This is a genomic window from Pseudarthrobacter enclensis, from assembly GCF_030811655.1.
Classification (GTDB): Bacteria; Actinomycetota; Actinomycetes; order Actinomycetales; family Micrococcaceae; genus Arthrobacter; species Arthrobacter enclensis_A.
In genome coordinates this window covers 1-25,284 of record NZ_JAUSRE010000006.1, presented here as the reverse complement: position 1 = coordinate 25,284, position 25,284 = coordinate 1, and the positions used below count along the sequence as shown (strand labels likewise).

The 25,284-nt window shown below is 66.2% G+C and carries 25 protein-coding genes; 20 read left to right on the top strand and 5 right to left on the bottom strand.

Translation table 11 applies throughout. The features are described from left to right. Positions 1 to 21: 21 nt before the first annotated feature. From aroC to nusB, 6 genes are all read left to right on the top strand, one after another. Positions 22 to 1,221, top strand: a complete 1,200-nt coding sequence (aroC, locus tag J2X98_RS07195) for a chorismate synthase (RefSeq protein WP_307306464.1) — start codon at positions 22 to 24, stop codon at positions 1,219 to 1,221. Further along, positions 1,221 to 1,790: a shikimate kinase gene (locus tag J2X98_RS07190; RefSeq protein WP_141941552.1), complete on the top strand. Its 570-nt coding sequence runs from the start codon at positions 1,221 to 1,223 to the stop codon at positions 1,788 to 1,790. Before aroC ends, J2X98_RS07190 begins: the two co-directional genes overlap by 1 nt. Next, complete coding sequence (aroB, locus tag J2X98_RS07185; RefSeq protein ID WP_141941550.1) at positions 1,787 to 2,878, top strand: 3-dehydroquinate synthase; 1,092 nt, start codon at positions 1,787 to 1,789, stop codon at positions 2,876 to 2,878. Before J2X98_RS07190 ends, aroB begins: the two co-directional genes overlap by 4 nt. Next, entirely contained in the window at positions 2,878 to 3,396 is a 519-nt protein-coding gene (locus J2X98_RS07180) for a tetratricopeptide repeat protein (RefSeq protein ID WP_141941548.1), read from the top strand. Before aroB ends, J2X98_RS07180 begins: the two co-directional genes overlap by 1 nt. 173 nt (positions 3,397 to 3,569) lie before the next feature. Next, entirely contained in the window at positions 3,570 to 4,133 is a 564-nt protein-coding gene (gene efp / locus J2X98_RS07175) for an elongation factor P (protein WP_141941547.1), read from the top strand. Further along, positions 4,133 to 4,543: a transcription antitermination factor NusB gene (nusB, locus tag J2X98_RS07170; RefSeq protein WP_141941545.1), complete on the top strand. Its 411-nt coding sequence runs from the start codon at positions 4,133 to 4,135 to the stop codon at positions 4,541 to 4,543. The genes efp and nusB overlap by 1 nt, the downstream gene beginning before the upstream one ends. Positions 4,544 to 4,610: 67 nt before the next feature. Here nusB and J2X98_RS07165 read toward each other — a convergent pair whose 3' ends face one another. Further along, positions 4,611 to 5,888, bottom strand: a complete 1,278-nt coding sequence (locus J2X98_RS07165; protein ID WP_307306059.1) for a PrsW family intramembrane metalloprotease — start codon at positions 5,886 to 5,888, stop codon at positions 4,611 to 4,613. Between the two features lie 190 nt (positions 5,889 to 6,078). On the opposite strand from J2X98_RS07165, the gene pyrR reads away from it, so the two are divergent. The 13 genes from pyrR (at position 6,079) to J2X98_RS07100 (ending at position 21,056) form a co-directional block, all read left to right on the top strand. Continuing rightward, positions 6,079 to 6,666 carry a bifunctional pyr operon transcriptional regulator/uracil phosphoribosyltransferase PyrR gene (gene pyrR, locus J2X98_RS07160; protein WP_141941541.1) on the top strand — a complete coding sequence of 196 codons (588 nt, stop codon included), beginning with the start codon at positions 6,079 to 6,081 and terminating at the stop codon, positions 6,664 to 6,666. Continuing rightward, a complete protein-coding gene (locus J2X98_RS07155) occupies positions 6,663 to 7,691 on the top strand; it encodes an aspartate carbamoyltransferase catalytic subunit (protein ID WP_141941539.1) in 1,029 nt (342 codons plus the stop codon). Before pyrR ends, J2X98_RS07155 begins: the two co-directional genes overlap by 4 nt. After that, a complete protein-coding gene (locus J2X98_RS07150) occupies positions 7,691 to 9,031 on the top strand; it encodes a dihydroorotase (RefSeq protein ID WP_141941537.1) in 1,341 nt (446 codons plus the stop codon). The genes J2X98_RS07155 and J2X98_RS07150 overlap by 1 nt, the downstream gene beginning before the upstream one ends. Beyond that, positions 9,031 to 9,549 carry a PH-like domain-containing protein gene (locus J2X98_RS07145; protein ID WP_141941535.1) on the top strand — a complete coding sequence of 173 codons (519 nt, stop codon included), beginning with the start codon at positions 9,031 to 9,033 and terminating at the stop codon, positions 9,547 to 9,549. The genes J2X98_RS07150 and J2X98_RS07145 overlap by 1 nt, the downstream gene beginning before the upstream one ends. After that, positions 9,530 to 10,771: a glutamine-hydrolyzing carbamoyl-phosphate synthase small subunit gene (gene carA, locus J2X98_RS07140; RefSeq protein WP_373460844.1), complete on the top strand. Its 1,242-nt coding sequence runs from the start codon at positions 9,530 to 9,532 to the stop codon at positions 10,769 to 10,771. The genes J2X98_RS07145 and carA overlap by 20 nt, the downstream gene beginning before the upstream one ends. Beyond that, entirely contained in the window at positions 10,771 to 14,085 is a 3,315-nt protein-coding gene (gene carB, locus J2X98_RS07135) for a carbamoyl-phosphate synthase large subunit (protein ID WP_141941531.1), read from the top strand. Before carA ends, carB begins: the two co-directional genes overlap by 1 nt. Then, the gene (gene pyrF / locus J2X98_RS07130) at positions 14,078 to 14,935 is read left to right on the top strand and encodes an orotidine-5'-phosphate decarboxylase (protein ID WP_307306050.1); all 858 of its coding nucleotides are present in this window, start codon (positions 14,078 to 14,080) and stop codon (positions 14,933 to 14,935) included. The genes carB and pyrF overlap by 8 nt, the downstream gene beginning before the upstream one ends. A gap of 109 nt (positions 14,936 to 15,044) precedes the next feature. Continuing rightward, positions 15,045 to 15,362 carry an integration host factor, actinobacterial type gene (mihF, locus tag J2X98_RS07125; protein ID WP_174237589.1) on the top strand — a complete coding sequence of 106 codons (318 nt, stop codon included), beginning with the start codon at positions 15,045 to 15,047 and terminating at the stop codon, positions 15,360 to 15,362. 43 nt (positions 15,363 to 15,405) lie between these two features. Next, the gene (gene gmk / locus J2X98_RS07120; protein WP_141941528.1) at positions 15,406 to 15,999 is read left to right on the top strand and encodes a guanylate kinase; all 594 of its coding nucleotides are present in this window, start codon (positions 15,406 to 15,408) and stop codon (positions 15,997 to 15,999) included. A 15-nt stretch (positions 16,000 to 16,014) separates the two neighbouring features. Continuing rightward, the gene (gene rpoZ / locus J2X98_RS07115) at positions 16,015 to 16,275 is read left to right on the top strand and encodes a DNA-directed RNA polymerase subunit omega (protein ID WP_026264487.1); all 261 of its coding nucleotides are present in this window, start codon (positions 16,015 to 16,017) and stop codon (positions 16,273 to 16,275) included. Positions 16,276 to 16,311: 36 nt separating this feature from the next. Continuing rightward, on the top strand, positions 16,312 to 17,550 hold the full coding sequence (gene coaBC, locus J2X98_RS07110; RefSeq protein WP_141941526.1) for a bifunctional phosphopantothenoylcysteine decarboxylase/phosphopantothenate--cysteine ligase CoaBC: 1,239 nt from the start codon (positions 16,312 to 16,314) through the stop codon (positions 17,548 to 17,550). 76 nt (positions 17,551 to 17,626) lie between these two features. Next, positions 17,627 to 18,862, top strand: coding sequence for a methionine adenosyltransferase (gene metK, locus J2X98_RS07105; protein WP_141941524.1), 1,236 nt, complete (start codon positions 17,627 to 17,629; stop codon positions 18,860 to 18,862). A gap of 109 nt (positions 18,863 to 18,971) precedes the next feature. Next, positions 18,972 to 21,056, top strand: coding sequence for a primosomal protein N' (locus J2X98_RS07100; protein ID WP_307306039.1), 2,085 nt, complete (start codon positions 18,972 to 18,974; stop codon positions 21,054 to 21,056). On the opposite strand, the gene J2X98_RS07095 is transcribed toward J2X98_RS07100, so the two are convergent. The 4 genes from J2X98_RS07095 to J2X98_RS07080 are packed head-to-tail and all read right to left on the bottom strand — an operon-like array spanning position 21,053 to position 24,917. Continuing rightward, a complete protein-coding gene (locus J2X98_RS07095) occupies positions 21,053 to 22,129 on the bottom strand; it encodes a glycosyltransferase family 4 protein (RefSeq protein WP_307306037.1) in 1,077 nt (358 codons plus the stop codon). The two genes, J2X98_RS07100 and J2X98_RS07095, sit on opposite strands and share 4 nt — an antisense overlap. Then, on the bottom strand, positions 22,126 to 23,055 hold the full coding sequence (locus tag J2X98_RS07090; RefSeq protein ID WP_307306035.1) for an alpha/beta fold hydrolase: 930 nt from the start codon (positions 23,053 to 23,055) through the stop codon (positions 22,126 to 22,128). Before J2X98_RS07090 ends, J2X98_RS07095 begins: the two co-directional genes overlap by 4 nt. 7 nt (positions 23,056 to 23,062) lie before the next feature. Next, positions 23,063 to 23,932 (bottom strand): aldo/keto reductase, encoded by an 870-nt coding sequence (locus tag J2X98_RS07085; protein WP_307306032.1) that lies wholly within the window; start codon positions 23,930 to 23,932, stop codon positions 23,063 to 23,065. A 19-nt stretch (positions 23,933 to 23,951) separates the two neighbouring features. Continuing rightward, entirely contained in the window at positions 23,952 to 24,917 is a 966-nt protein-coding gene (locus tag J2X98_RS07080) for a sugar-binding transcriptional regulator (protein ID WP_141941516.1), read from the bottom strand. A gap of 125 nt (positions 24,918 to 25,042) precedes the next feature. Between J2X98_RS07080 and J2X98_RS07075 the strand changes: the two genes are divergently transcribed. Beyond that, a partial coding sequence (locus tag J2X98_RS07075) for an FAD-dependent oxidoreductase (RefSeq protein WP_373460843.1) occupies positions 25,043 to 25,284 on the top strand: 242 nt, incomplete at its 3' end.

Sequence of the window (25,284 nt, the reverse complement as noted above, 5' to 3'; positions counted from 1 at the left end):
GCCCTACGTGGCAGGATGGAAATTATGCGTTGGTTGACTGCCGGTGAATCCCATGGTCCGGCTCTGATGGGAATTATTGAGGGCGTCCCCGCCGGTGTGGAGATCACCAGCGGCCACATCGCAGACTCCCTCGCCCGCCGCCGCCTCGGCTACGGCCGTGGGGCGCGGATGAAGTTCGAGCAGGACGTGGTCAGCATCCTCGGCGGCGTCCGGCACGGCCGCACGCAGGGCGGTCCTGTTGCCATCCAGGTGGGAAACACCGAGTGGCCCAAATGGGAGCAGATCATGTCCGCCGATCCTGTGGACGCCGAACTCCTCGCCGACCAGGCCCGCAACGCGCCGCTGACGCGTCCCCGCCCCGGGCACGCGGATTTCACCGGTATGCAGAAGTACGGCTTTGACGAAGCCCGCCCGGTCCTGGAGCGCGCAAGCGCCCGCGAAACCGCCACCCGTGTTGCGCTGGGCACTGTGGCAGCACAGTTCCTCAAGCACCTCGGCATCGAATTGGTCAGCCACACCGTTTCCATCGCCAGCGTGACCGTGCCGGAAGGCCGTCCGCTGCCCGTGCCCGGGGACGTCATTGCCCTGGACACGGACCCCCTCCGCTGCTTCGACCGCGAAACCTCGGATGCCATGGTCGCCGAAGTTGACGCCGCGCACAAAGAAGGCGAAACACTGGGCGGAGTGGTGGAAGTCCTGGCCTACGGACTCCCGCCAGGACTGGGCAGCTACGTGCACTGGGACCGCCGGCTGGATGCCAGGCTCGCTGCCGCGCTCATGGGCATCCAGGCCATCAAGGGAGTGGAGGTCGGCGACGGCTTCCTCACCGCGGCCCGCCGTGGTTCTGCAGCCCACGACGAAATTGTGCGCGACGGCGACGGCCGCATCGTGCGTGCCAGCAACCGTGCCGGCGGCATCGAAGGCGGAATGAGCATCGGCGACGTCCTGCGTGTCCGGGCCGCCATGAAGCCCATCGCCACCGTGCCCCGCGCCCTGCGGACCATCGACGTCAGCACCGGCGAACCGGCCAAGGCGCACCACCAGCGGTCGGACGTCTGTGCGGTCCCGGCCGCCGGCGTGGTGGCCGAGGCCATGGTGGCCCTGGTCCTCGCTGAAGCCGTCATCGAGAAGTTCGGCGGTGACTCAGTGGCGGAGACCACGCGCAACATCAAGGGTTACCTGGACAACATCCCGGCATCCCTGGACTCGATCGGCCAGTAGTGCTCCACCTCAGCAGTCCCGGCCCATTCGGCAACCGTCCGATTGTGCTCATCGGCCCTATGGCCGTGGGCAAATCGGCCATCGGCCAGCAGCTGGCGCAGCAGCTTGGTGTCCGGTTCGTCGATACCGATGCCGTCATCGTCGCGGGCCATGGATCAATTGCCGAAATCTTCGCGGGGCGCGGTGAGCACGCGTTCCGGGAAATTGAGGCCCGGACAGTGGCCGATGCAGTTGAGGAGGCCGACGGGACGCCCACCGTCATTTCCCTTGGCGGCGGCGCCGTACTCGATTCCGGCACCCAGCAGCTCATTGGCCGATGCACCGTCGTGTACCTCGAATGCGATGCCGAAACCGTAGCGGACAGGATTGCCCGGAACTCAGGCCGCCCGCTCCTTGCCGGCGACGCCATGGGCCGCTGGAAGGCCATGTTCGCCACCCGCAGGCCGGTCTACGAGAGGCTGGCCGACATCACCCTGGACGTCCGCCACGGTTCCATACCCGAACTCGGCGGCCGGCTGGAAGCAGCACTGCGCCACCATGCAGCTGCCAAACAGGAAGTTGAAAAGTGAACACGCAATCAACAGTCATCAACGTCACCGGCGAGGGCGCCGGCAACAACTACGGCGTCGTCGTCGGCCGCGGCCTTCTGGGTGACCTTCCCGCACTCCTCGGAGAGCGTGTCCGCCGGGTCCTGGTGATCCACCCCCGCGCCCTGCGCCTCACTGGCGACACCGTCCGTGATGAACTCGCAGAAGCCGGCTTCACGTCCCTGACTGCGGAAATCCCGGACGCCGAAGAAGGCAAGCACATCCAGGTGGCTGCCTTCTGCTGGCAGGTTCTGGGCCAGAACGACTTCACCCGCTCGGACGCGATCGTTGCCGTGGGAGGCGGTGCCGTCACCGACCTTGCCGGCTTTGTCGCCGCCACCTGGCTGCGGGGCGTCAAGGTGATCCACATGCCCACCAGCCTGCTCGGCATGGTTGACGCCTCCGTCGGCGGCAAGACCGGCATTAACACCGCCGAGGGAAAGAACCTCGTAGGCGCCTTCCACCCGCCCGCCGCCGTCCTGGCGGACCTGGACACCCTGGACACCCTGCCGAAAAACGAGATCATTTCCGGCCTGGCGGAGGTGATCAAGTGCGGCTTCATCGCCGACCCCGCCATCCTGGACCTGGTGGAAAAGGACCCCGCCGCAGTGGTCGACCCCCGCTCCGACGCTCTTCGTGAGCTGATCGAGCGGGCCATCGCCGTGAAGGCCAAAGTGGTTTCCGAGGACCTCAAAGAGTCCGGACTGCGGGAGATCCTGAATTACGGACACACCCTGGGGCACGCCATCGAACTGGTGGAACGCTACTCGTGGCGCCACGGGGCGGCGGTCTCCGTGGGCATGATGTTCGCAGCCGAACTCGCGCGCAGCGTCGGGCGCCTCAGCGATGCCGACGCCGACAGGCACCGGAGCATCCTGGACGGCCTCGGGTTGCCGGTCACCTACCGGCGGGACCGGTGGCAGGGCCTGCTGGACGGGATGCGCCGCGACAAGAAGTCCCGTGGCGACCTTCTGCGCTTCGTCGTGCTGGACGGTATTGGCAAGCCGGGCATCCTTGACGTCCCGGACACCTCGCTGCTCTTTGCGGCCTACCAGGAAATTGCGTCCTGATGCAGGGCGACATGAGCGGCACCACCGACTGGCCGGAGGCCGGGTTCCCGGGAATCCGCATCAACCCGGACTCACTCCGGCCCCAAATCGTCAACGAGGACGCGGTCCGGGAAGCCTTGGCGGCCTCAGCCGATCCTGCGGACCACATCTTCGTGCTGCTGGTGGAAGGGCACGCGTCCGAGGCGGCTGAGCTGCTGGCCGAGGCGCGGTTCAAGGACCCGGAGTCATTCCGCCTGAGGGTGTTTGAAGCGGAGGTGCTGAGCGTCTCCCACCGCCTGGACCGCGCCATCGATTTGTTCCGCCAGCTCCTCGCGGAGGTGCACGGCACGCCCCGGGAAGCGCTGGCCCTCCAGTACCTGGGGAGGACGCAGTACGCGGCCGGACAAACATCGGCGGCGGTGGAGTCTTTCTCCAAAGCCCTGGACCTGCGCGTGGCTCAATCGGCCGACGCCGCCCAGATCTACTCTTCAACCGTCGCGCTCCAGCGGGCCCGGGACGTCCTGGATCTCGCCTGCTGAAGCGGCAGACAGCGGCTTCGGAGAGGCTGCCCGTTATTTACCGGTAGAATGGTTGTGGAATTTTTGCATCCACGCGATTTTTGACAAACACGTGCAGGCGGGCCGTTGTGGCGTGCCCGCCCGGCATACAGCATCCGGCCCAGGCGGCCGGACAAAGAAACCAGAGGAACCCAGTGGCAACCACTAATGACATTAAGAACGGAACGGTCCTGAAGCTCGAGGGCCAGCTCTGGAACATCATCGAATTCCAGCACGTCAAGCCTGGCAAGGGCGGCGCCTTTGTGCGCACCAAGATGCGCAACGTCATGTCCGGCAAGGTTGTTGACAAGACCTTTAACGCCGGCCTCAAGATCGAGACTGCCACGGTGGACCGCCGCGACTACCAGTACCTGTACCAGGACGGCGCGGACTTCGTTTTCATGGACACCTCCGACTACGACCAGATCACGGTCTCCGGCGCCACTGTGGGCGACGCCACCAACTTCATGCTTGAAAACCAGATGGTCAACATCGCCATCCACGACGGCACCCCCCTCTACATCGAGCTGCCGCCGAGCGTTGTCCTGGAGATCACCTACACCGAGCCGGGCCTGCAGGGTGACCGCTCCTCCGCAGGCACCAAGCCGGCCACCCTGGAAACCGGCTACGAGATCCAGGTTCCGCTGTTCATCGAAAACAACACCAAGGTCAAGGTGGACACCCGCGACGGCAGCTACCTGGGCCGGGTCACTGAGTAGTGAGCGCCCGCGGTAAAGCCCGCAACAGGGCACTGGATGTTCTTTTCGAAGCGGAGCAGCGCTCTGTTTCGGCGTTCGACGTGCTCCGTGCACGCCGGGAAAAGACCGACCAGGTGGTCAACCCCTACACCCTGGAAATCGTCGAAGGCGTGCTGTCCCACCAGGCAGCCATCGACGAGTTCCTGGAGACCTACTCGCAGGGCTGGACCCTGGAGCGCATGCCGTCGGTAGACCGCATCATCCTGCGCATAGGCACCTGGGAACTTCTTTACAACGAGGACGTCCCCGACGGTGTAGCCGTCAGCGAGGCAGTTGCGCTGGCAAAGTCGCTGTCCACCGATGAGTCGCCCCAGTTCATCAACGGCCTTCTCGGCCGGCTGCAGCAGCTGAAGCCTTCGCTGCTCGCGTAGGCTCCGCTCAGGAACGCGCAAAAGGACCCCGCCGTTGGCGGGGTCCTTTTGCGTTGCCGCGGACAGTTCAGCCGGCCACGGACGCCCGCAGGGAGAGGATCTGCTGCAGCTGCTGCCTTTCCTCCGCCTGGTGCAGCGGCACGTCGCGTCCACTCAGGATCCGTTGGCGGGTGTTGGCAAGCTGGGTGGCCGCCTTCAGGAACTGCTTCATCTGCGGCTTCCTGCCTGAGCCCGCCGCCCATGCCAGGGCTGTGCGGCGTCCCGCGCGGGTGGCGAGGAGTTCGACCTCGGCGGGCGTAAACCACCCCGCGGCGGAGTATTCCAGCAGACGCTGCCGGGTAAGGCGCTTCTCCGCAACCCGCAGGAAGATGATGCCGCCCACCGCCAGGAGGAAAATCGGCACCTGGACCATGATGTAGTCCAGCACGAAACCCTGCCCCATGCTGTTCCACCGGTTGTGCAGGAACATGGCCGGCAGCAGCCCCACAAAGAAGGCCCCGATCGACGCGCCCGTGTGCCACCGCCTCGCTGCAAAGCCCATGACAAGACCGGTGGTGCCGGTGAAGATCGCGTGGGCGAACGGGGACATGACGCCGCGAAGGAAGAAAATCTGGGCGAAGTCGCTGGCCGGGGACGCCGACTCCGCGACGGCCCTGCCGAAGTAGAGGATGTTTTCGGTGAACGCGAACCCGCCGGCGATGGTGAAGGCGAACACCACGCCGTCCACTGGTCCATCGAACTGCCGGCGCGCCGCGAGCAGGAGGATCAGCAGGCCCAGCGACTTTGCGAACTCCTCGACGATTGGTGCCTGGACGGTGGCCATGTAGGTCTGCAGGTCAGGTTCCCCGGTGAACTGGAAGGCGATCACGAAGAACGGCTGGATGAGCAGGGTTACGGCGACGGATACCGCCGCGCCCCATGTGAAAGCGAAAAACAGAAGCCGCTTCGGTTCCGGCTCCCACCGGTCAATGATGTGCACGGCCGCCAGGACCACCGTCAATGGAATAAGTGAGGCCAGGAAACCAATCACGAATCCGCCGACGCCGGTGTTGGACAACAGGAACGGCACCACGAGGAAAAGGCTCAGGAAAGCCAGGACGCCACCGGCCACGGCCAAGCCCACCAGCCCGCTGCGCGTGCGCGATGCCTGCAGCACCGCCCCCTGCGCCTGCGGCGGCACCACGGCAGCCAGCGGCTGGCCCTGGTGGCCCGGCGCGGCCCGGTAGTGCTGCGGCTGCACCTGTCCCATCCAGCTCGGGTTGGCCTGCCGGGGGACGGGGCCGCCCGGCCCGAGGTAGGGGTCGTCGGGCAGGCCGGGGGAGGGGTGCTGCGAATACATCGGCATACCCGACAGCCTAAGCTGGGCCTACCGCGCCACCAAGGACCGCCCCACCAGGGCCGGGCGGCCGCGGGACCGGGTGTGATGAGCGCCGCGTTGTTCCGGGGCCGGGGCCCGGGGACCGTGTGGTAATTTTGGAAAGCAAACATTCCTTTTTTAATTCCGTCCTGTGAGGCGGGGAAAGGGGAGACGAGCGTTGACTTCTGTCACCAGCGCACCGGTTCCAGCCAGGGTCGTCCTGAGCCAGGCGGACATTGACCGGGCACTCACTCGTATCGCCCATGAGATCCTCGAAGCCAACAAGGGATCCCGGGACCTGGTCCTTTTGGGCATTCCCCGCCGCGGTTACCCGCTGGCTGTCCGGCTTGCCGAAAAAATTGCCGCCGCGGACAACACCGTTGACGCCGCAGCCATCGTGGGGCAGCTTGACGTCACCATGTTCCGTGACGATCTCTCCCACCAGGGGACGCGGCCGCCGTATCCCACCCGTCTGCCCCGCACCGGCATCGACAACAAAGTGGTGGTGCTCATCGACGACGTCCTCTACTCGGGACGCACCATCCGGGCTGCCCTCGACGCCCTTGTCGACCTCGGCCGACCCCGCATCGTCCGGCTGGCGGTCCTGATCGACCGCGGGCACCGGGAACTTCCCATCCGCGCCGACCACGTTGGCAAGAACCTGCCCACCGCCGCCTCCGAGAAGGTCCGGGTCCGGCTCGAAGAAACGGACATGTCCGACGCCGGCGTCCCGGTCAACGAAGTCGTGATCGAGGGCGGCGCATGAAGCACCTTCTGTCCACTGAGGACCTCAGCCTTTCGAACGCCATCCGCATACTGGACACCGCCGAGGAAATGTCGGCCGTGGGGGAGCGGGAAGTGAAGAAACTCCCGGCCCTGCGCGGACGCACCGTGGTCAACCTCTTCTTCGAGGACTCCACCCGCACCCGTATCTCGTTCGAAGCCGCAGCCAAGCGGCTTTCGGCGGACGTCATCAACTTCGCAGCCAAGGGATCATCCGTCTCCAAGGGCGAATCCCTCAAAGACACGGCCCAGACGCTGTCCGCCATGGGTGCGGACGCCGTCGTCATCCGGCACTGGGCGTCGGGCGCCCCCCACCGGCTCGCGGCGACCGACTGGATCGATGCAGCCGTCATCAACGCGGGCGACGGCACCCATGAACACCCCACACAGGCCCTGCTCGACGCTTTCACCATGCGCCGGCACTGGGCCCGCCTCTCGGGCACCGGTTCCGAAGGGACCGACCTCAAGGGCATGCGGGTGGCCATAGCAGGCGACGTCCTGCACTCCCGCGTGGCGCGTTCGAACGTCTGGCTGCTCCGCACCCTTGGCGCAGAAGTCACCCTGGTCGCCCCGCCCACCCTGCTGCCCGTCGGCGTCGAAAAATGGCCCTGCAGCGTCAGTTACGACCTGGACCAGACGCTGGCAAACGGCGTCGACGCCATCATGATGCTCCGCGTGCAGGGCGAGCGAATGAACGCCTCCTTCTTTCCCAGCACCCGGGAATACTCGCGCCGCTGGGGCTTTGACGACAACCGCCTCCGTGCCCTGGATGACCTTGGCATGACGGATACGATCATCATGCACCCCGGACCCATGAACCGGGGCCTGGAGATCAGTGCCGCCGCCGCGGACTCGCCCCGGTCCACCGTCCTGGCGCAGGTCCGCAACGGCGTGTCCGTGCGGATGGCCGCGCTTTACCTGCTGCTCTCCGGTGACACCCGGGAACCAGCCGCACACCGGGCACCGGCCTACGCTGCCGCCGCCCCTTCCACCAAGGAGAGCATCTGATGGCAGCCAACACCGGAACGTACCTCATCCAGGGCGCCGCCATTCTTGGTGGCGAGCCCGCAGACCTGCTGGTCCGGGACGGCATCATCGCCGAGATCGGCAGTGGCCTTTCCGTCGACGGCGCCACCGTAATCGACGCCGCCGGCCTGGTGGCGCTGCCCGGCATGGTGGACGTGCACACGCACCTCCGCGAACCCGGCCGCGAGGATGCCGAAACCGTGGAGACCGGAACGCGTGCGGCTGCGCTCGGTGGCTACACCGCCGTGCACGCCATGGCCAACAGCACGCCGGTTGCCGACACCGCAGGCGTCGTGGAGCAGGTCTACACCCTGGGCCGTGCGGCCGGATGGGTGGACGTCCGCCCGGTGGGCGCTGTAACGGTCGGCCTCGCAGGAGAGCAGTTGGCTGAGCTCGGCGCCATGGCCGATTCCCGTGCCCGGGTTCGGATGTTTTCCGACGACGGCATCTGCGTCCATGACCCCGTGCTGATGCGCCGCGCCCTGGAGTATGTCAAGGCGTTCGACGGCGTGGTGGCCCAGCACGCCCAGGAGCCCCGCCTGACCGCCGGGGCACAGATGAACGAAGGCGATGTATCCGCCGTGCTGGGCCTCACCGGCTGGCCTGCGGTTGCTGAGGAAAGCATCATTGCCCGGGACGTCCTGCTGGCACAGCACGTGGGCTCCCGCCTGCACGTGTGCCACGTGTCCACGGCCGGGTCGGTGGAGATTATCCGTTGGGCCAAGGAACGGGGTATCGACGTCACGGCCGAGGTCACGCCGCACCACCTGCTGCTCACCGACGACCTCGTGCGCAGCTACGACCCCGTCTTCAAGGTCAACCCGCCGCTGCGCACCGACGCCGACGTCCAGGCACTGCGTGCAGGCCTGGCAGACGGCACCATCGACGTGGTGGGCACAGATCACGCCCCACACCCGAGCGAGCACAAGGAATGCGAGTGGGCGCAGGCGGCCATGGGAATGACGGGCCTGGAAACAGCACTGTCCGTGGTCCAGCACGCCATGATCGACACCGGCCTGATGACCTGGGCTGACTTCGCCCGGGTCACGTCCACCGCGGCGGCGAAGATCGGCCGGCTGAGCGACCAGGGCAGGCCCATCGAGGCAGGCGAACCCGCGAACTTCATCTTGGTTGATCCGGCGGCACGCTGGACGGTGGACCCTTTCCGGATGGCCACCATGGGCCGCAACTCCCCGTTCGCGGGCAGGGAACTGCCGGGCAAGGTGGTGGCCACCTTCTTCAAGGGGCACCCCACCGTCCTCGACGGCGCACTCAACACGCCCCACCCCGAAGCCGCGGCAACCCCGGCAGGCGCGGCCTGATGGACAAGATCCTTCCCGGCCTTGCCATGCTGGCGGTGGTCGCCGTCGTCTTTGTCCTTCTTGCCCTGGGGTGGCGCAACCGCCTGAAACGCCAGTCCGACGTCGAGCAGCTGCCCCAGGTGCCCGGTGCACCGGGGGAGCCCACCGCCGTCGCCGAGGGCCAGTATGTGGCCACCACGACCGCCGGCGATTGGCTCGACCGGATTGCGGTGCACGGGCTGGGCATCCGCACCAATTCCAACCTGGCCGTGTACCCGCACGGCGTCCTTTATGAAAGAGCCGGGGCGCCCGCCCTGTACATCCCGGCTGCCTCCCTCACCGGCGTACGCCAGGACAGCGGGATGGCGGGTAAGTTCGTAGAAAAGGATGGCCTGCTGGTGCTCGCCTGGACACTTGGCAGGCACGAGCTGGACACCGGCTTCCGGACCCGCCGCGCCGCGGACAAGGACGTGCTGTACCAGGCCCTTCAGGATTTGATTTCGTCAGCCCCAGCGGCTGGTGCCACCAGTGGAAAGTAAGACAGTGAAAGCGAATACATTGACAGCAACCACCTCCGCTCCGGCAGCGCTAGTTCTCGAAGACGGGCGCATTTTCCGCGGCACCAGCTACGGCGCCACCGGCACCGCCCTGGGCGAGGCCGTCTTTGCCACGGGCATGACCGGCTACCAGGAAACCATCACCGACCCGTCTTACGCCCACCAGCTGGTGGTGCAGACGGCCCCGCATATCGGCAACACCGGTGTGAACGATGAGGACGCCGAGTCCCGGCGCATCTGGGTGGCCGGGTACATCGTCCGCGACGCTGCGCGGCGGCCCTCCAACTGGCGATCCGAGCGGTCGCTGGACGAGGAACTGGTGGCCCAGGGCATCGTCGGCATCCAGGGAGTGGACACCCGCGCCATCACCCGCCACCTGCGCGAGCACAAAACCATGCGCGCCGGCATCTTCTCCGGCGAGGCTGCGGAGGCCACGGACAAGGAACTGGTCGACGCCGTCCTGGCCAGCGCCCCCATGGAGGGTTCGCGCCTGGCCGAGGAAGTCAGCGTCGACAAAGCCTTCGTGGTGGAACCGAAGGACCACGGCTGGGACGGTGAACCCCGCTTCACCATTGCGGCGATCGACCTCGGCATCAAGGCGATGACCCCCGTCCGCTTCGCGGAGCGCGGCGTCCGCGTCCACGTACTTCCCGCCACCGCCACCCTCGAGGACGTCAAGGCCGTCAACCCGGACGGCTTCTTCATGTCCAACGGCCCGGGTGACCCCGCCACCGCGGACGCCCAGGTCAGCCTCCTGCGCTCCGTCCTGGACGAAAAGCTGCCGTACTTCGGTATCTGCTTCGGCAACCAGATCCTGGGCCGCGCACTGGGCTTTGGCACCTACAAGCTCCGCTACGGACACCGCGGCATCAACCAACCGGTCATGGACCGGCGCACGGGCAAGGTGGAAATCACTTCCCAGAACCACGGCTTTGCCGTGGACGCCCCGCTCGAGGGCGCCACCCAGGCTCCCGAGGCACGCTACGGGCGGGTGGAAGTGAGCCACATCAGCCTGAATGACGACGTCGTGGAAGGCCTGGCCTGCCTGGACATCCCGGCGTTCTCTGTGCAGTACCACCCGGAAGCAGCGGCTGGCCCGCACGATGCCGCCTACCTGTTCGACCGCTTCATTGACCTGATGGCGGACACGAAGAACGCTGACACCAACCCCGCCACCGACAACAAGACCGAGGACAAGAAGTAATGCCGAAACGTACCGACCTCAAGAGCGTCCTCGTCATTGGTTCCGGCCCGATCGTCATCGGGCAGGCCGCTGAATTCGACTACTCCGGCACCCAGGCACTGCGTGTCCTCAAAGAGGAAGGCCTGCGCGTCATCCTCGTGAACTCCAACCCGGCCACCATCATGACGGACCCGGAGTTCGCCGATGCCACCTACGTGGAGCCCATCACCCCGGAGGTGGTGGAGAAGATCATCGCCAAGGAGCGCCCCGACGCCGTGCTGCCCACCCTGGGTGGCCAGACGGCGCTGAACACCGCCATCGCTTTGGACAAGAACGGTGTGCTGGAGAAGTACAACGTGGAGCTGATCGGCGCCAACATCGCTGCCATCGAGCTCGGTGAAGACCGCGAGAAGTTCAAGGGCGTCGTGGAACGCTGTGGCGCCGAATCCGCCCGCAGCCACATCATCCACACCATGGACGAGGCGCTCACGGCCGCCGTCGACCTGGGCTACCCGATGGTGGTCCGGCCCTCCTTCACCATGGGCGGACTGGGCTCCGGCCTGGCCTACAACGAGCAGGACCTGCGCCGCATCGTCGGACAGGGCCTGCAGTACAGCCCCACCAGCGAGGTATTGCTCGAAGAGAGCATCCTGGGCTGGAAGGAATACGAGCTTGAGATGATGCGCGACAAGAACGACAATGTGGTTGTCGTCTGCTCCATCGAAAACTTCGATCCCGTTGGCGTGCACACCGGCGACTCGATCACCGTGGCTCCGGCCCTCACCCTCACGGACCGCGAATACCAGAAGCTGCGGGACGTCGCCATTGCGGTCATTCGCGAAGTCGGCGTGGACACGGGCGGCTGCAACATCCAGTTCGCCATCGATCCCAAGACCGGCCGCGTGGTGGTCATCGAAATGAACCCGCGCGTCTCGCGCTCCTCGGCACTGGCCTCCAAGGCCACTGGCTTCGCAATCGCCAAGATCGCCACCAAGCTCTCCCTGGGCTACACGCTGGATGAGATCCCCAACGACATCACCCAGAAGACCCCGGCGTCCTTCGAGCCCACCCTGGACTACGTGGTGGTCAAGGTACCCCGCTTTGCATTCGAGAAGTTCCCGGCGGCCGACAACACCCTTACCACCACCATGAAGTCGGTGGGCGAGGCCATGGCCATGGGCCGCAACTTCACCGAAGCACTGCAGAAGGCCCTGCGTTCCCTGGAACAGAAGGGCTCGCAGCTGGACTTCAGCTCCGTCCCCGAATACGAAGTGGCGGAGCTCATCGAAAAGGCCAAGCGCCCCACCACCGAGCGCCTGCACCAGGTCCAGCGCGCCCTCCTGGGGGGCGCCACCGTGGAGCAGCTTTTCGAGGCCACCAAGATCGATCCCTGGTTCCTTGACCAGCTCCAGCTGCTCAACGAGATCTCCCACGAAATCCGGCAGGCCGGAGCACTGACAGCGGACATGCTCAAGCGCGCCAAGCGCCACGGCTTCTCGGACGAGCAGATCGGTGCCCTCACGCACAACTCCGAGGCAGTGGTCCGCGGCGTCCGGCAGGCGCTGGGCATCCGCCCGGTCTACAAGACCGTTGACACCTGCGCCGCCGAGTTCGCCGCGTACACGCCGTACCACTACTCGGCGTATGACGAGGAGGACGAGGTTGCGCTGCACTCCAAGCCGTCCATCCTGATCCTCGGTTCCGGTCCCAACCGCATCGGCCAGGGCATCGAGTTCGACTACTCCTGCGTTCACGCCTCCATGGCGCTGCGCAAGGCCGGCTACGAAACCGTCATGGTCAACTGCAACCCGGAAACCGTCTCCACGGACTACGACGTCTCCACCCGGCTGTACTTCGAGCCGCTGACGCTTGAGGACGTCCTGGAGGTCATCGCCGCAGAGGAACGTACCGGCGGCGTCATGGGTGTGTTTGTCCAGCTCGGCGGCCAGACCCCGCTGAAGCTCGCCCAGCAGCTGGCCGACGCCGGCGTGCCCATCCTGGGCACCTCCCCTGAAGCCATCGACCTCGCCGAGCACCGCGGCGCCTTCTCCCGCGTGCTGGACAAGGCCGGCCTGGTTTCACCGAAGAACGGCACCGCCGTCTCCTTCGAGGACGCCAAGAGCATCGCTGACGAGATCGGTTATCCGGTGCTTGTCCGTCCGTCCTACGTGCTGGGCGGCCGGGGTATGGAAATCGTCTATGACGAGCCCAACCTCTCCCGCTACATCGCCAACGCCACCGAGATCACCCCGGACCACCCGGTGCTGATCGACCGCTTCCTGGAAGACGCCGTCGAAATCGACGTCGACGCCCTATTCGACGGCACCGATCTGTACCTGGGCGGCATCATGGAGCACATCGAGGAAGCCGGCATCCACTCCGGCGACTCCGCCTGCGTCCTGCCGCCCATCACCCTGGGCAGCAACGTCATCGAACGGGTGCGCGTGGCAACCCGCGCCATCGCCGAGGGCGTGGGCGTACGCGGCCTGATCAACATCCAGTTCGCACTGGCCTCGGACGTCCTGTACGTCCTGGAAGCCAACCCGCGTGCCTCCCGGACCGTGCCGTTCGTGTCCAAGGCCACCGGCGTCCAGATGGCCAAGGCAGCCGCCCTGATCGGCACCGGCGTGACCATCAACCAGCTCCGCAGCGCCTACAAGATGCTGCCGGAAACCGGCGACGGATCCACCCTGCCGCTGGACGCCCCCGTAGCCGTCAAGGAAGCCGTGCTGCCGTTCAGCCGGTTCCGCACCCTTGAAGGCAAGGTGGTGGACTCCCTGCTTGGCCCTGAAATGCGGTCCACCGGCGAGGTCATGGGCATCGACAAGCACTTTGACACCGCTTTCGCCAAGAGCCAGGCCGGCGCCAACAACGCGCTGCCCACCGAGGGCAAGGTGTTCGTCTCCGTGGCCAATCGGGACAAGCGCTCGGTGATCATGGGCGTCAAGCGGCTCTCGGATCTCGGGTTCGAGATCGTCTCCACCGGCGGTACTGCGGATGTCCTGCGCCGCAACGGCATCCAGGCCACCCCGGTGCGCAAGGTTGCTGAGGGCAGCAGCGCCGAGGGCGAGGGCACCATCGCGGACCTGATCGTGGCCGGCGAGATCGACATGGTCTTCAACACCCCGTCCGGCGGCGAAGCCCGCAGCGACGGCTACGAACTCCGTGCCGCGGCAACGTCCATCGGCATCCCGTGCATCACGACTGTGGCCGAATTCAACGCCGCCGTCCAGGCCATCGAGGCCATGCGCACCTACGAGTGGTCCGTCACCAGCCTGCAGGAGCACGCCGCAGCGCTTGCGGCGTCGCAGAAGGCGGCCCTGCAGCATGCCTGAGCAGGTACCCGCCGCCGGCCGGGAGTCCTTTGGCTCCCGGCTCGGCGCCGCCATGGCTGCGCGCGGGCCGCTGTGCGTTGGCATTGATCCGCATCCGGCGCTGCTGCAAGCCTGGGGACTGGACGACGACGCCGCGGGGCTTCGGCGTTTCTCGCTGACCGTGCTGGAGGCGGTGGCTTCGCTCGCTGCCGCGGTGAAGCCCCAGGTGGCACTGTATGAACGGCACGGGTCCGCCGGCATGGCGGTGCTGGAGGAGCTCCTGGCCACGGCCCGGGACTCGTCAGTGCTCACGATTGCTGACGCAAAGCGCGGCGACATCGGTTCCACCATGGCCGCCTACGCTGACGCGTGGCTCCGCGACGGATCCCCCCTGGCAGCCGACGCGGTCACGCTGAGCCCATACCTCGGCTTTGAGTCCCTGCGCCCCGCGCTGGACCTCGCGGCCGACACCGGGCGCGGCGTGTTCGTGCTGGCACTGACATCCAACCCCGAGGGAGCTTCGGTCCAGCACGTGGGCGGAAGAGACTCCGTGGCACGCAGGATCACGGAGTCCGCCGCGGCGGAGAACGCCCGGTACGGGGGCAGCCTCGGTTCCGTGGGCCTGGTGGTCGGCGCCACCGTCGGCAGCGCACTGACGGACCTGGAGCTGGATCTGGCTTCCGTCCGCGGACCCATCCTGGCTCCCGGACTCGGCGCCCAGGGGGCAACTCCGGCTGACCTTCGGGCGACCTTCGGCACCGCCTACCCGCTGGTCCTCGGAACTTCCAGCCGCGGCATCCTGACGGCGGGACCGCAGGTCAGCGGACTGCGGGAAGCTGCACTCCACACCCTGGACGGACTCCGGGGATAGCCCGCAATTGCCCGGATGCATTGATTCGGGCTGCACCAAAGGGTAGTTTCAGGACAGGTCCAAGGGCGGCCGCCCTTGGATGAATCCGCCGACTTCGGGGGTGTCCGTGATGGTCCTGCGACCCTTATCTGCGTCTGAACGGGCCGATGCGCTGGGCAAGGCCGCGGCGGCCAGGGCCACCCGGGCTGCCGCAAAGGAGAGCCTGCGGAACGGCGACAGGACCGCCGCTGACATCATCAGCTCCGCGCTGGAGGACGACGCGCTGGCCCGCATGAGGGTTTCGGAACTGCTCGAAGCCCTTCCGGGCATCGGCAAGGTGCGGGCCGCCGCCATCATGCAGCAGCTGGGTATTGCTGCCTCCCGCCGGGTCCGGGGCCTGGGCGTCCACCAGCGCCGGGCGCTGGTAGATTTTATAGACGAGCATTGAGGCAGGCGGCGCCTGTCTTCCCCCAACTGCGCAAAAGGAATACGTGAGCAACAAACCTGGACTGACAGTCCTCGCAGGTCCGACGGCTGTTGGCAAAGGCACCGTGTCCACCTACATCCGTGACAACTACCCCGAGGTTTGGCTTTCCGTCTCAGCCACCACCCGGGCGCCCCGCCCCGGGGAAGTGGATGGCGTCCACTACTTCTTCAAAACCAGGGAGGAGTTCGAGCAGCTCATTGCTGAGGGTGAACTCCTGGAATGGGCTGTGGTCCACGGTCAAAACACCTACGGCACCCTGAAGAGCACCGTGAAACGGGCCATCGCCGAAGGCCGTTCCGTCCTGCTGGAGATCGACCTGCAGGGAGCACGCCAGGTCAAGGCGGCCGTTCCTGACGCCCAGTTCGTGTTCCTGGCCCCGCCCAGCTGGGACGAGATGGTCCGCCGGCTGGTGGGCCGGGGCACCGAAACCCCCGAGGAACAGCAACGACGCCTGGAAACCGCTAAACTGGAACTTGCTGCTGAACCGGAGTTCGACCACACCGTCATTAACGACGACGTCCGCCGGGCAGCGGACGAGCTTGTTTCACTCATGGGGCTGACACCGCATCCACACCTGCCGGAACCGTCAGCCCGCTAGGAATTTGGAGAATTCGTGTCCACGAACCTTGAAGGCATCATCAACCCGCCGATCGACGATCTGCTGAAGGTAGCGGATTCCAAGTACGGCCTGGTCATTTTCGGTGCCAAGCGCGCTCGTCAGATCAACGCTTACTACGCCCAGCTGCACGAGGGCCTGTTCGAATACGTCGGCCCGTTGGTTGACACCAAGCTGAACGAAAAGTCTCTGTCGATCGCCCTGCGCGAGATCAACGAAGGCAAGCTGGTTTCCACGCCGATCGAAGCCGCAGAGTAAACCTGCCGCTGCTGACGTGCTGTTGACGGAGGTCACGTGCGCATAGTCCTCGGAGTCGGGGGAGGGATTGCCGCCTACAAGGTGGCGTCGCTCCTCCGGCTTTTTACTGAAGCCGGCCATGACGTCACCGTGATCCCCACGGAAGCGTCCACCCGCTTTATCGGCACCGCCACCTGGGAGGCGCTGTCCGGAAACCCGGTCAGCAACAGCGTCTTTGATGACGTGCCCCTGGTCAACCACGTGCGCCTTGGTCACGAAGCGGACCTTGTTGTAGTCGCACCCGCCACAGCTGATCTCCTGGCGAAGGCTGCCACCGGCCAGGCCGGAGACCTGCTCACCAACACCCTGCTGATGGCCCACGGCCCGGTACTGTTTGCGCCCGCCATGCACACGGAAATGTGGCAGCATGCCGCCACCCGCGCCAACGTCGAAACGCTCCGCGCGCGCGGGACTGCCGTCCTCGAACCAGCCTCCGGCCGGTTGACCGGCGCCGATTCGGGGCCGGGACGGCTGCCGGAGCCGCAGGTGATCTTCGACGCCGCCATGGCGCTTGTCCAGGGACAGTCCGATTACCAGATGCCCTTGGCGGGCCGCACCGTGACCATCACCGCCGGCGGGACCCGGGAACCCCTCGACCCCGTTCGCTTCCTCGGCAACCGGTCTTCGGGCAAGCAGGGAGTGGCGCTGGCCGTCGCAGCACGCAACGCCGGTGCAACTGTCAGGTTTGTGGCCGCCCACATGGAAGTCCCGCCGCCTGCAGGGGTTGAAGTTGTGCGGGTGGAGACTGCCCTGCAGCTTCGGGAAGCCGCGCTGGAGGCTGCCAACGGGTCGGACGTCGTCATCATGTCCGCGGCCGTCGCTGATTTCCGCCCCGCCGAGATCTCGGATACCAAGATTAAAAAGCGGGACGACACCGCGGATCCCGTCATCACGCTGGTCCGGAACCCGGACATCCTGCAGGAACTTGTTGAGCAGCGGAATGGCGGCGCCGGCGGCGCCCCGCAGCTCATTGTCGGCTTCGCCGCAGAAACCGGGGACAGCCAGGGCGGTGTGCTGGCCTATGCGGAAGCAAAGCTGCAGCGCAAGGGCTGTGACCTCCTGGTGGTCAACCATGTGGGCACGGACAAAGTCTTTGGGCAGGATTCCAACTCGGTGGTCATCCTCTCCCGTTCCGGCGCCGAACCACAGGAAGCATCAGGAACCAAAACCGAGGTTTCCGACGCCATCATCAGCCGCATCAGCTTTGAACTGAACCACGTTTCGCCCCGGGCCTGACGTGTTTCGGGCCACGTTTGCTTAGCACGGGGACATCTCCCGCCTGGCAACCAACACCAACCAGTAAGGTAATTGAGTGACTTTACCGCTGCACCTTCCCCAGACCCATGGGACCACGCCCTCTGCGCTCCGGCTCTTCACGTCCGAGTCGGTTACCGAAGGCCACCCCGACAAGATCTGCGACCAGATCAGTGATGCCATCCTGGACGCACTGCTGGCCAGGGATCCCGAATCGCGGGTGGCAGTTGAGACAATGGCCACCACGGGGCTGGTGCACGTCGCCGGCGAAGTCACTACCGACGCCTACGTCGAAATCCCGCAGATCGTCCGTGAGACCATCCTGGGCATCGGCTACGACTCCTCTGCCAACGGCTTCGACGGCGCCCGCTGCGGCGTCTCCGTCTCCATCGGCCAGCAGTCCAACGACATTGCCGGCGGCGTCTTCAACTCACTTGAGGCCCGCGAAGGCCGCCAGGAGGACGACTACGACCTCCAGGGCGCCGGGGACCAGGGCCTCATGTTCGGCTACGCCAGCGACGAAACGCCGTCCTACATGCCCACCCCCATCTGGCTGGCCCACCGCTTGTCGGAACGGCTCACCGAGGTCCGCAAGACGGGCCAGTTGCCCTACCTTCGCCCGGACGGCAAGACGCAGGTCACCGTGGGCTACGACAAGGACGTTCCGGTTTCCGTGGAAACCGTGGTGATTTCCAGCCAGCATGCCGAGGGCGCAAGCCTGGAGCAGTTGCGGGCAGACCTCGCCGCCGTAGTCATCGGACCTGTCCTGGCCGCCGCCAACCTGGACGTCTCGCGTGCCGCGAACATCCTTAACCCTGCCGGTGAGTTCGTCATCGGCGGCCCGGTGGGCGACGCAGGCCTGACAGGCCGCAAGATCATCGTGGACACGTACGGCGGCATGGCCCGGCACGGCGGCGGCGCTTTCTCCGGAAAAGATCCGTCCAAGGTGGACCGCTCCGCCGCCTATGCCATGCGCTGGGTTGCCAAGAACGTGGTGGCTGCCGGGCTGGCCAAGCGCGCCGAAATCCAGATTGCCTACGCCATCGGCCAGGCGCGGCCGGTGGGAACCTACGTAGAGACCTTCGGGACTGAAACAGTTGATCCGGCCCGCATCAGTGAAGCCATCGCGGAAATCTTCGACCTGCGTCCCCGCGCCATCATCGACGCCCTTGACCTGAAACGGCCCATCTACGCCAAGACGGCCGCGCATGGCCACTTCGGCCGCGACGAACCGGACTTCACGTGGGAGCGCCTGGACCGAGTGGACGACCTCAAGGCTTTCTTCAACGCCTAGTTGCGCGCCTGTCCACGCCGGGAGCCAACCGCGCAGGCCGGGAGTCCAATGTCAGTGCCCGGTGCTTTGCTGTTCCTGTCCACCCGGCGGCTGAACGGAGGTAACTGCCATGGTTGCTGACAGCTCCGTCCAGCCGAGCCTGCTGCAGGGTTTTCCCGTGCGGAAGATGGCCGGCGGCGTCGCCTTGGCGGGGGAACTACCGGTGGCACGGGTCCTGGTTGACTCCTCCCTGCCGCACCTGGACCGCCCTTTCGACTACGCAGTGCCGGCCGCGCTGGACCAGGCCGCCCAGCCGGGAGTCAGGGTGAAGGTCAAGTTCAACGGCCAGGACCTCACCGGATTCCTGCTTGAGCGGTTGGCGGAGTCCGACGCCGGACACACCCTGGTGCCCCTGGCCAAGGTTGTGTCCCCGGTTCCGGTCCTGACGCCCGCCATCAGGGAGCTGTCGGCCGCGGTCGCTGCCCGGTATGCGGGTACAGTCAGCGATGTCCTCCGCCTTGCCGTACCGCCCCGCGTTGCCAGGCTGGAAAAGGATTACCCCGGGTCGCTGGACACCGGGACAGCGGAAGCAGACGCCGCTCCTCCTGCGCCCCCGGGCGTTTCCGCCTGGGCGGTGTACCGCACCGGCGCCGCGTTCCTGAGGCATCTGGCTGGTGGCGGATCTCCCCGGGCCGTCATTAATCCGCTGCAGGGCCACGGCGCGGCAGGGTGGCCGCACCTGCTTGCCCAGGCTGCGGCCGCAGCTTACGCCGCAGGCAGGGGCGCGCTGGTGGTGGTGCCGGACTACCGCGACCTGGACCGCCTGGAGGAAGCGCTGAATGGCCTGGTGCCCGCTGGGGCAGTGGCACGGCTTACTGCCGACGACGGTCCCACGCCCCGCTACCGGAGCTTCCTCCGCCTGCTGGCGGGCCGGGCCAGGATTGCCATCGGCACCCGGTCGGCCGCCTTTGCCCCGGTCCGGGACCTTGGACTGGTTGCCTGCTGGGACGACGGCGACGATCTCCACATCGAGCAGCGCGCGCCCTATGCCCATGCGCGGGAAGTCCTCCTCCTGCGGGCAGAACAGGAGGGGACGGCCTGCCTCCTTGCCGGCCACGCCCGCAGCACTGAGTCCCAGCGGCTGGTGGAGGCGCGCTGGGCGCTCCCCATCGAGGCTGACAGGGCCACGATCCGCAGCACCGTTGCCCGCGTGGTCAATACCGCGGACAGCTTCGAGCAGGAGCGGGACCCGCTCGCCACTGTCGCCCGCTTGCCCCACGCCGCATGGCAGGCGGCAAAGGAAGGACTGGAACGGGGCCCCGTCCTGGTCCAGGTAGGGAGGGCTGGCTACGCCCCTTCCTTGGTTTGTGACACGTGCCGGGAGCCTGCCCGCTGCGGCCACTGCCAGGGGCCCCTGGCACTGGCCGGCACGTCTTCGCTGCCCCAGTGCCGCTGGTGTTCCACCCCCGCTCCGGACTGGAAATGCGCCCACTGCGGCGGGAGACGGCTTCGAAAAGGCGCCACCGGAGTCCTGCGGACTGCCGAGGAACTCGGCCGGGCCTTCCCGGGCAGGACGGTCATCACTTCTTCCGGAGACCAAGTGAAGGCAACGGTATCTGCCGGCAAGACGCTGGTGGTGGCAACAGTGGGTGCGGAGCCGGTTGCGGAGGGTGGGTATGCCGCTGCCCTGCTGCTGGACGGTGATTCACTGCTGCGGCGGGAGACCCTCAGGGCAGGTGAGGACACCGTGCGGCGCTGGTTCAATGCGGCCGCCCTCGTCCGGCCTGCCCCGGACGGCGGACTTGTTGTTGTCACGGCTACGGACCCGGCCGCCACCGGGGCGCTGCTGCGGTGGGATCCCGCAGGTTACGCCCAGCGGGAGCTGTCCCTTCGGGCGGAACTGGGGCTTCCTCCCGCTGTGCGGATCGCATCGGTGACGGGGCCGCGGGCAGCGGTTGAACACTTTACTGGTGCGGTGCAAGCGCACTTGGCGGGCGAGGCCATTGCGGTGCGCACAGCAGGGCCCGCCCCGCTGCTGCTGACCGCGCCTCCCTCCGGCAGGCGCTCAGCCGAGGACGTTCGGACCCTGCTGTTCTTCACGTACGGCCAGGCCGCCGCCGTCGTCCGCGCGCTGCGGGTGACCCGGGCAGCGGTGGCAGCCAAACGGACCACGGACCCTGTGCAGCTGCGCCTTGACGGTGTTGACGTTCTCTAACGGTGCCTCTTCGCCATCACCTCGTGCGCCGCATCCACCAACTGGCGCGCGGATTCATCCCAGCTGAATTGTGCCGCGCGGGCAACCGACCGGCCGGACAGGTCCTTCCAGTGCGCCCCGTCCTGCAGTTGCCCCACTGCATCCGCAAACTGCGAAGGCGACTCCGGGTCAACATAGAGGGCGGCGTCTCCGCCGACTTCCCGGAAAATCGGAATGTCGCTGGCGATGACGGGCGTGCCCACAGCCATGGCCTCGACTAAAGGAAGGCCATACCCCTCGGCCCGGGACAGACTCACCAGCGCCGTCGCCCGCCGCAGCAGTGCGTCATATTCGTCATCTGTCACGCCGTTGTGGAACACCACGGATGCGCCCGGCGGGACAAGGGCTTCCAGTTCGGACTTCCGCTGCGGAGTGATCCGGCTTAGCAGGTGCAGGGTGTACCCGCTCAGTGCGCCCATCCCGGCCACCATTGTTTCCACGTTCTTGTAGGGCATGAACGAGCCCATGTAGATGATCGTTTTGTCCGCTCCGTCGCCCGGATCGCGCGGGTCCTGCGCGGGCTGGGGAGCGTTGGCGATGATGCGGACCGGTCGGCGGGTCAGGCGGTATTTGGCCATCAGCGCCTCCGTTGTCCTGCTGATGGTGGCCACGGCGTCTGCCCTGTTGAGGAGCAGACGCTGCGGCCAGAACGCCTTGTGGTAGAGCCGCCAGAGCAGCCGCACGGGGCCCGGAAGGAAACCGGGGGGAGCGGGGTGCTCGTAGTAGATGAGGTCGTGCAGGGTCAGGATCAAGCCGTACTTCCGGCCCCAGGTGCCCATCGTCTGCATGGGGCACACCACGACGTCGGCCCCCACGGCGTTGACCTTCCGCGCAACGAAGAGTTCCAGGGGGGAGAGCGGACTGCTGATGAGCGTGTAGGGGACGTCGGGGAGCAGGGCGAGCTGCCGGGGGTCCGAGATGAGCATTGAGACATCCGCGATTTTCGCCGTGGCTGCGATCAGGCTTGCGCCGTAGCGGCTGATGCCGTCGTGGTGGTCGGTACGGGTAAAACGTGCATCAATGACGATCTTCACGCGGGATGGTCCTTCAGGAAGCTGCGGATGTAGCGGGCGGCCGGTTCCGGCGTTTCGTAGTGAATCAGGTGTCCGACGCCGGGAATCACCTTGAGCTCGCCGTCCGGCAGCAGTTCCAGGAGGCGGTGCTGGCTGGGAAGGGTGGCAATCTCATCCCTTTCACCGGCAATCAGCAGCACGGGCAGTTCCAGTTGCCCGGCGACTTCCGCCACGTGGCTGGTGACGGAAGCAGTGAAGGATTCCAGGAGGCTGTCGCGGTCCGCGAACGAACTGAAATAGGCGTGGTGCTGGCCGTGGATGAAGGCCCGCAGCTCACGGTCGCCGGTTTTGGCCATGGTCTCGCTCATTACCCGCACGATCAGCGGATTGCGCAGCAAAGCCAGGCCCGGGCGGCGGGGCAGCCGTGCAGCGAGCCGGTAGTACAGTACTGCGAGGCGCGTCATCACACCTTTGGGTCCCTCCAAGGCAGGAGCGGCGATGGGGTTGATGAGGATCAGCGGGCGCACAGCGCCCGGGTTGTTGGCCACGAAGTGAGCCGCCACGATGGAGCCAAAGGAGTGCCCAAGGAGCACTGTGTCCGGCCCCAGGTCCAGGGCGGCCATGAAGTCAGAGATGAACTGCCCGTACCGCTCCACGGAGTGCGGGCGCCCGGCAAAAGCGTCGGAGCGGCCAAAGCCGGGCAAGTCCGGCATGATGATCCGCATATCGGGAAGTTGGTCCGCTACGCGCAGCAGTCCGTGGTGGTCGCCGCGGAACCCGTGCACCACCAGCACGGTGCGGGTGTCCGGATTCGCTTCAAGGGGCTCGTAGGTCCAAAAGGCCACAGTGCCGTCGTCGAGGGTGATTGTGGAGGCGGAGGCGCGGGTGGCAAGGCTCTGGCTGAAGTAGGCAGGCGCAGGGGAAGTCCCCGGGTTCACGGTATCCATGCCCGGCCTAGTTCACGTTGTCCGGATGTGAACCGGTCCGCTGTCCGCGGTCCAGCGCCTTGATGGCCACCATGTCGCGTTCGGAGAGCTCGAAACTGAAAACGTCCAGGTTCTCGCGGATGCGGGCCTCAGAGCTGGCCTTGGGGATGGCGATGTTACCCAGCTGCATGTGCCAGCGGAGGATCACTTGTGCGGGGGTGCGGTTATGTTCCGTGGCGCAGGCCTGGATGACGGGGTCGGAAAGGACCTGGCCGCGGCCCAGCGGGCTCCACGCTTCGGTGCGGATTCCCAGCTCGGCGTGCTTGTGCCGGAGTTCGTCCTGTTGCAGCCATGGGTGCAGTTCGATCTGGTTGACGGCGGGGACCACCTCGGCGGTCTGGAGCAGGCGGTCAAGGTGAGCCGGCTGGAAGTTGCTGACGCCAATCGCCCGTACCCTGCCTTCCCGGTACAGGGTTTCGAGGGCCCGATAGGTCTCCGGGAACAGTCCCCGGCGCGGGCAGGGCCAGTGGATCAGGTACATGTCCACATAGTCGAGCCCCAAGTTGACCATGGAGTCATCGAAGGCCTGCAGTGTGGCGTCGTAGCCGTGATGGTCATTCCACACCTTCGTGGTGACAAAAATGTCTTCACGGGACAGGGACGGGAACAACTCGCCCGAGCCGCCACTGCCGGTCCCTGCATCCAGCTGGGAGCTGATGCCGCGGGCCACGCCGGTTTCGTTTCCGTACATCGCGGCGGTGTCGAAGTGGCGGTAGCCCGCTGCGAGCGCGGTGGCGACCAGTCCTTCCGCGTCAGCTGCCGGCACCTTGTACAGCCCGAAGCCGAGCTGGTCTATCAGCACGCCGTTGTTGAGGCTGAGCCGGGGTGAGGTTCTCATGGCAACGACTCTACCCACTTCAGCTGGCCAGTCCTTCGTAATCGACCAGCCGGCGTGCGGTGGCTTCATCGAGGATCAGGTCGGTGGCGAGCCTCGCCGCGAGGGCTCCGCGCAGGCCGTTGATCTTGGAAACTCCTGACACCACACAGATCCGTCGGCGCACTTGGCGGAGTTGGGCCAGCGACGGACCGGTGGAGCGTTCGTTCAGGACAATCCCGTCTGAGGAGCCGTCACCGCGGAAGAATACGGTGGCAACGTCGCCCACCACATCTGAGTTGGCCAGCGCGTTCAGGTCCTCCTCGTCAAGATAACCTCCGGCGTACACGTGACTGGGGTAGTCGGCGTGTACTGAACCCACGCCGAAGATGGCGATGCTCATCTTTGCCTGCAGTTCCAGGACGCGCTGGACGCTGCGCTCGTTCCACATTGCGGTCTTGGTGGCCGCGTGGTCGAAGAAGGCCGGGACGGGGAACTGTTCTACCCGCGCGCCGTAGGCGCTGCCGAACCTCCGCATGATGTCGCTTGCATAGGTGATGCCCGTGGTGTGCATGTTCCCGGCGCCGTTGAGCTGGACAATGACGCTGTCATGCGTGATTTTCCTGGTGAGGTGCCGGCTCACCGCGCTGAGAGTTGAGCCCCAGGCCACGCCGATGATGGCATTGGAATCCACCAGCGGCCCGATGGTGCGGGCGGCCTGCATGGCCACCCGGTCAAGTGTTTCCGCTTCGTTGAGGGTGCCCAGGATGGGGACTACGTGGACGTCCAGGTTGTACCGGCGCCGGATCATGCCCTCCAGTTCGGGACCGGTGTCCAGGGGGTTGCGGATCTGGATCTGCACCAGGCCGGACTCCCTGGCGGAGGACAGGAGCCTTGAAACGGTGGACCGGGAAGTGCGCAGTTCACGCGCGATCGCGTCCATCGTCAGGTCCTGCAGGTAGTACATTTGTGCAGCTCGCAGGGCTTCCTGATCCCGTGAAAGTGCCATCTCAGTTCCCTTCTGCACATTCGTGCATAGTCCTTGACTCCATTTTCCATTTCTCCGAAGAATAGAGCAGAACGGCGGCGCCATCCAGCGGCGGCCGCATCACACAAAGCCCCAAGGGAGTCGTTTTGGGACCCAAGGATCCATCTGTTCAACCGTCTGTTGCTGCGCCCCGGCATGGGGTGGAACGCCCTTCAGTCCACAACCTGCGCCGCCGTCCGCACGCCAAAGTACTGGTGGTCGGTGGTGGTATTAACGGTGTGGGAACGTTCCGCGACCTTGCGCTGCAGGGCGTGGATGTCGCCCTGGTGGAGCGCGGTGACTACTGCCAGGGTGCAAGCGGCGCGTCCTCGCATATGATCCATGGCGG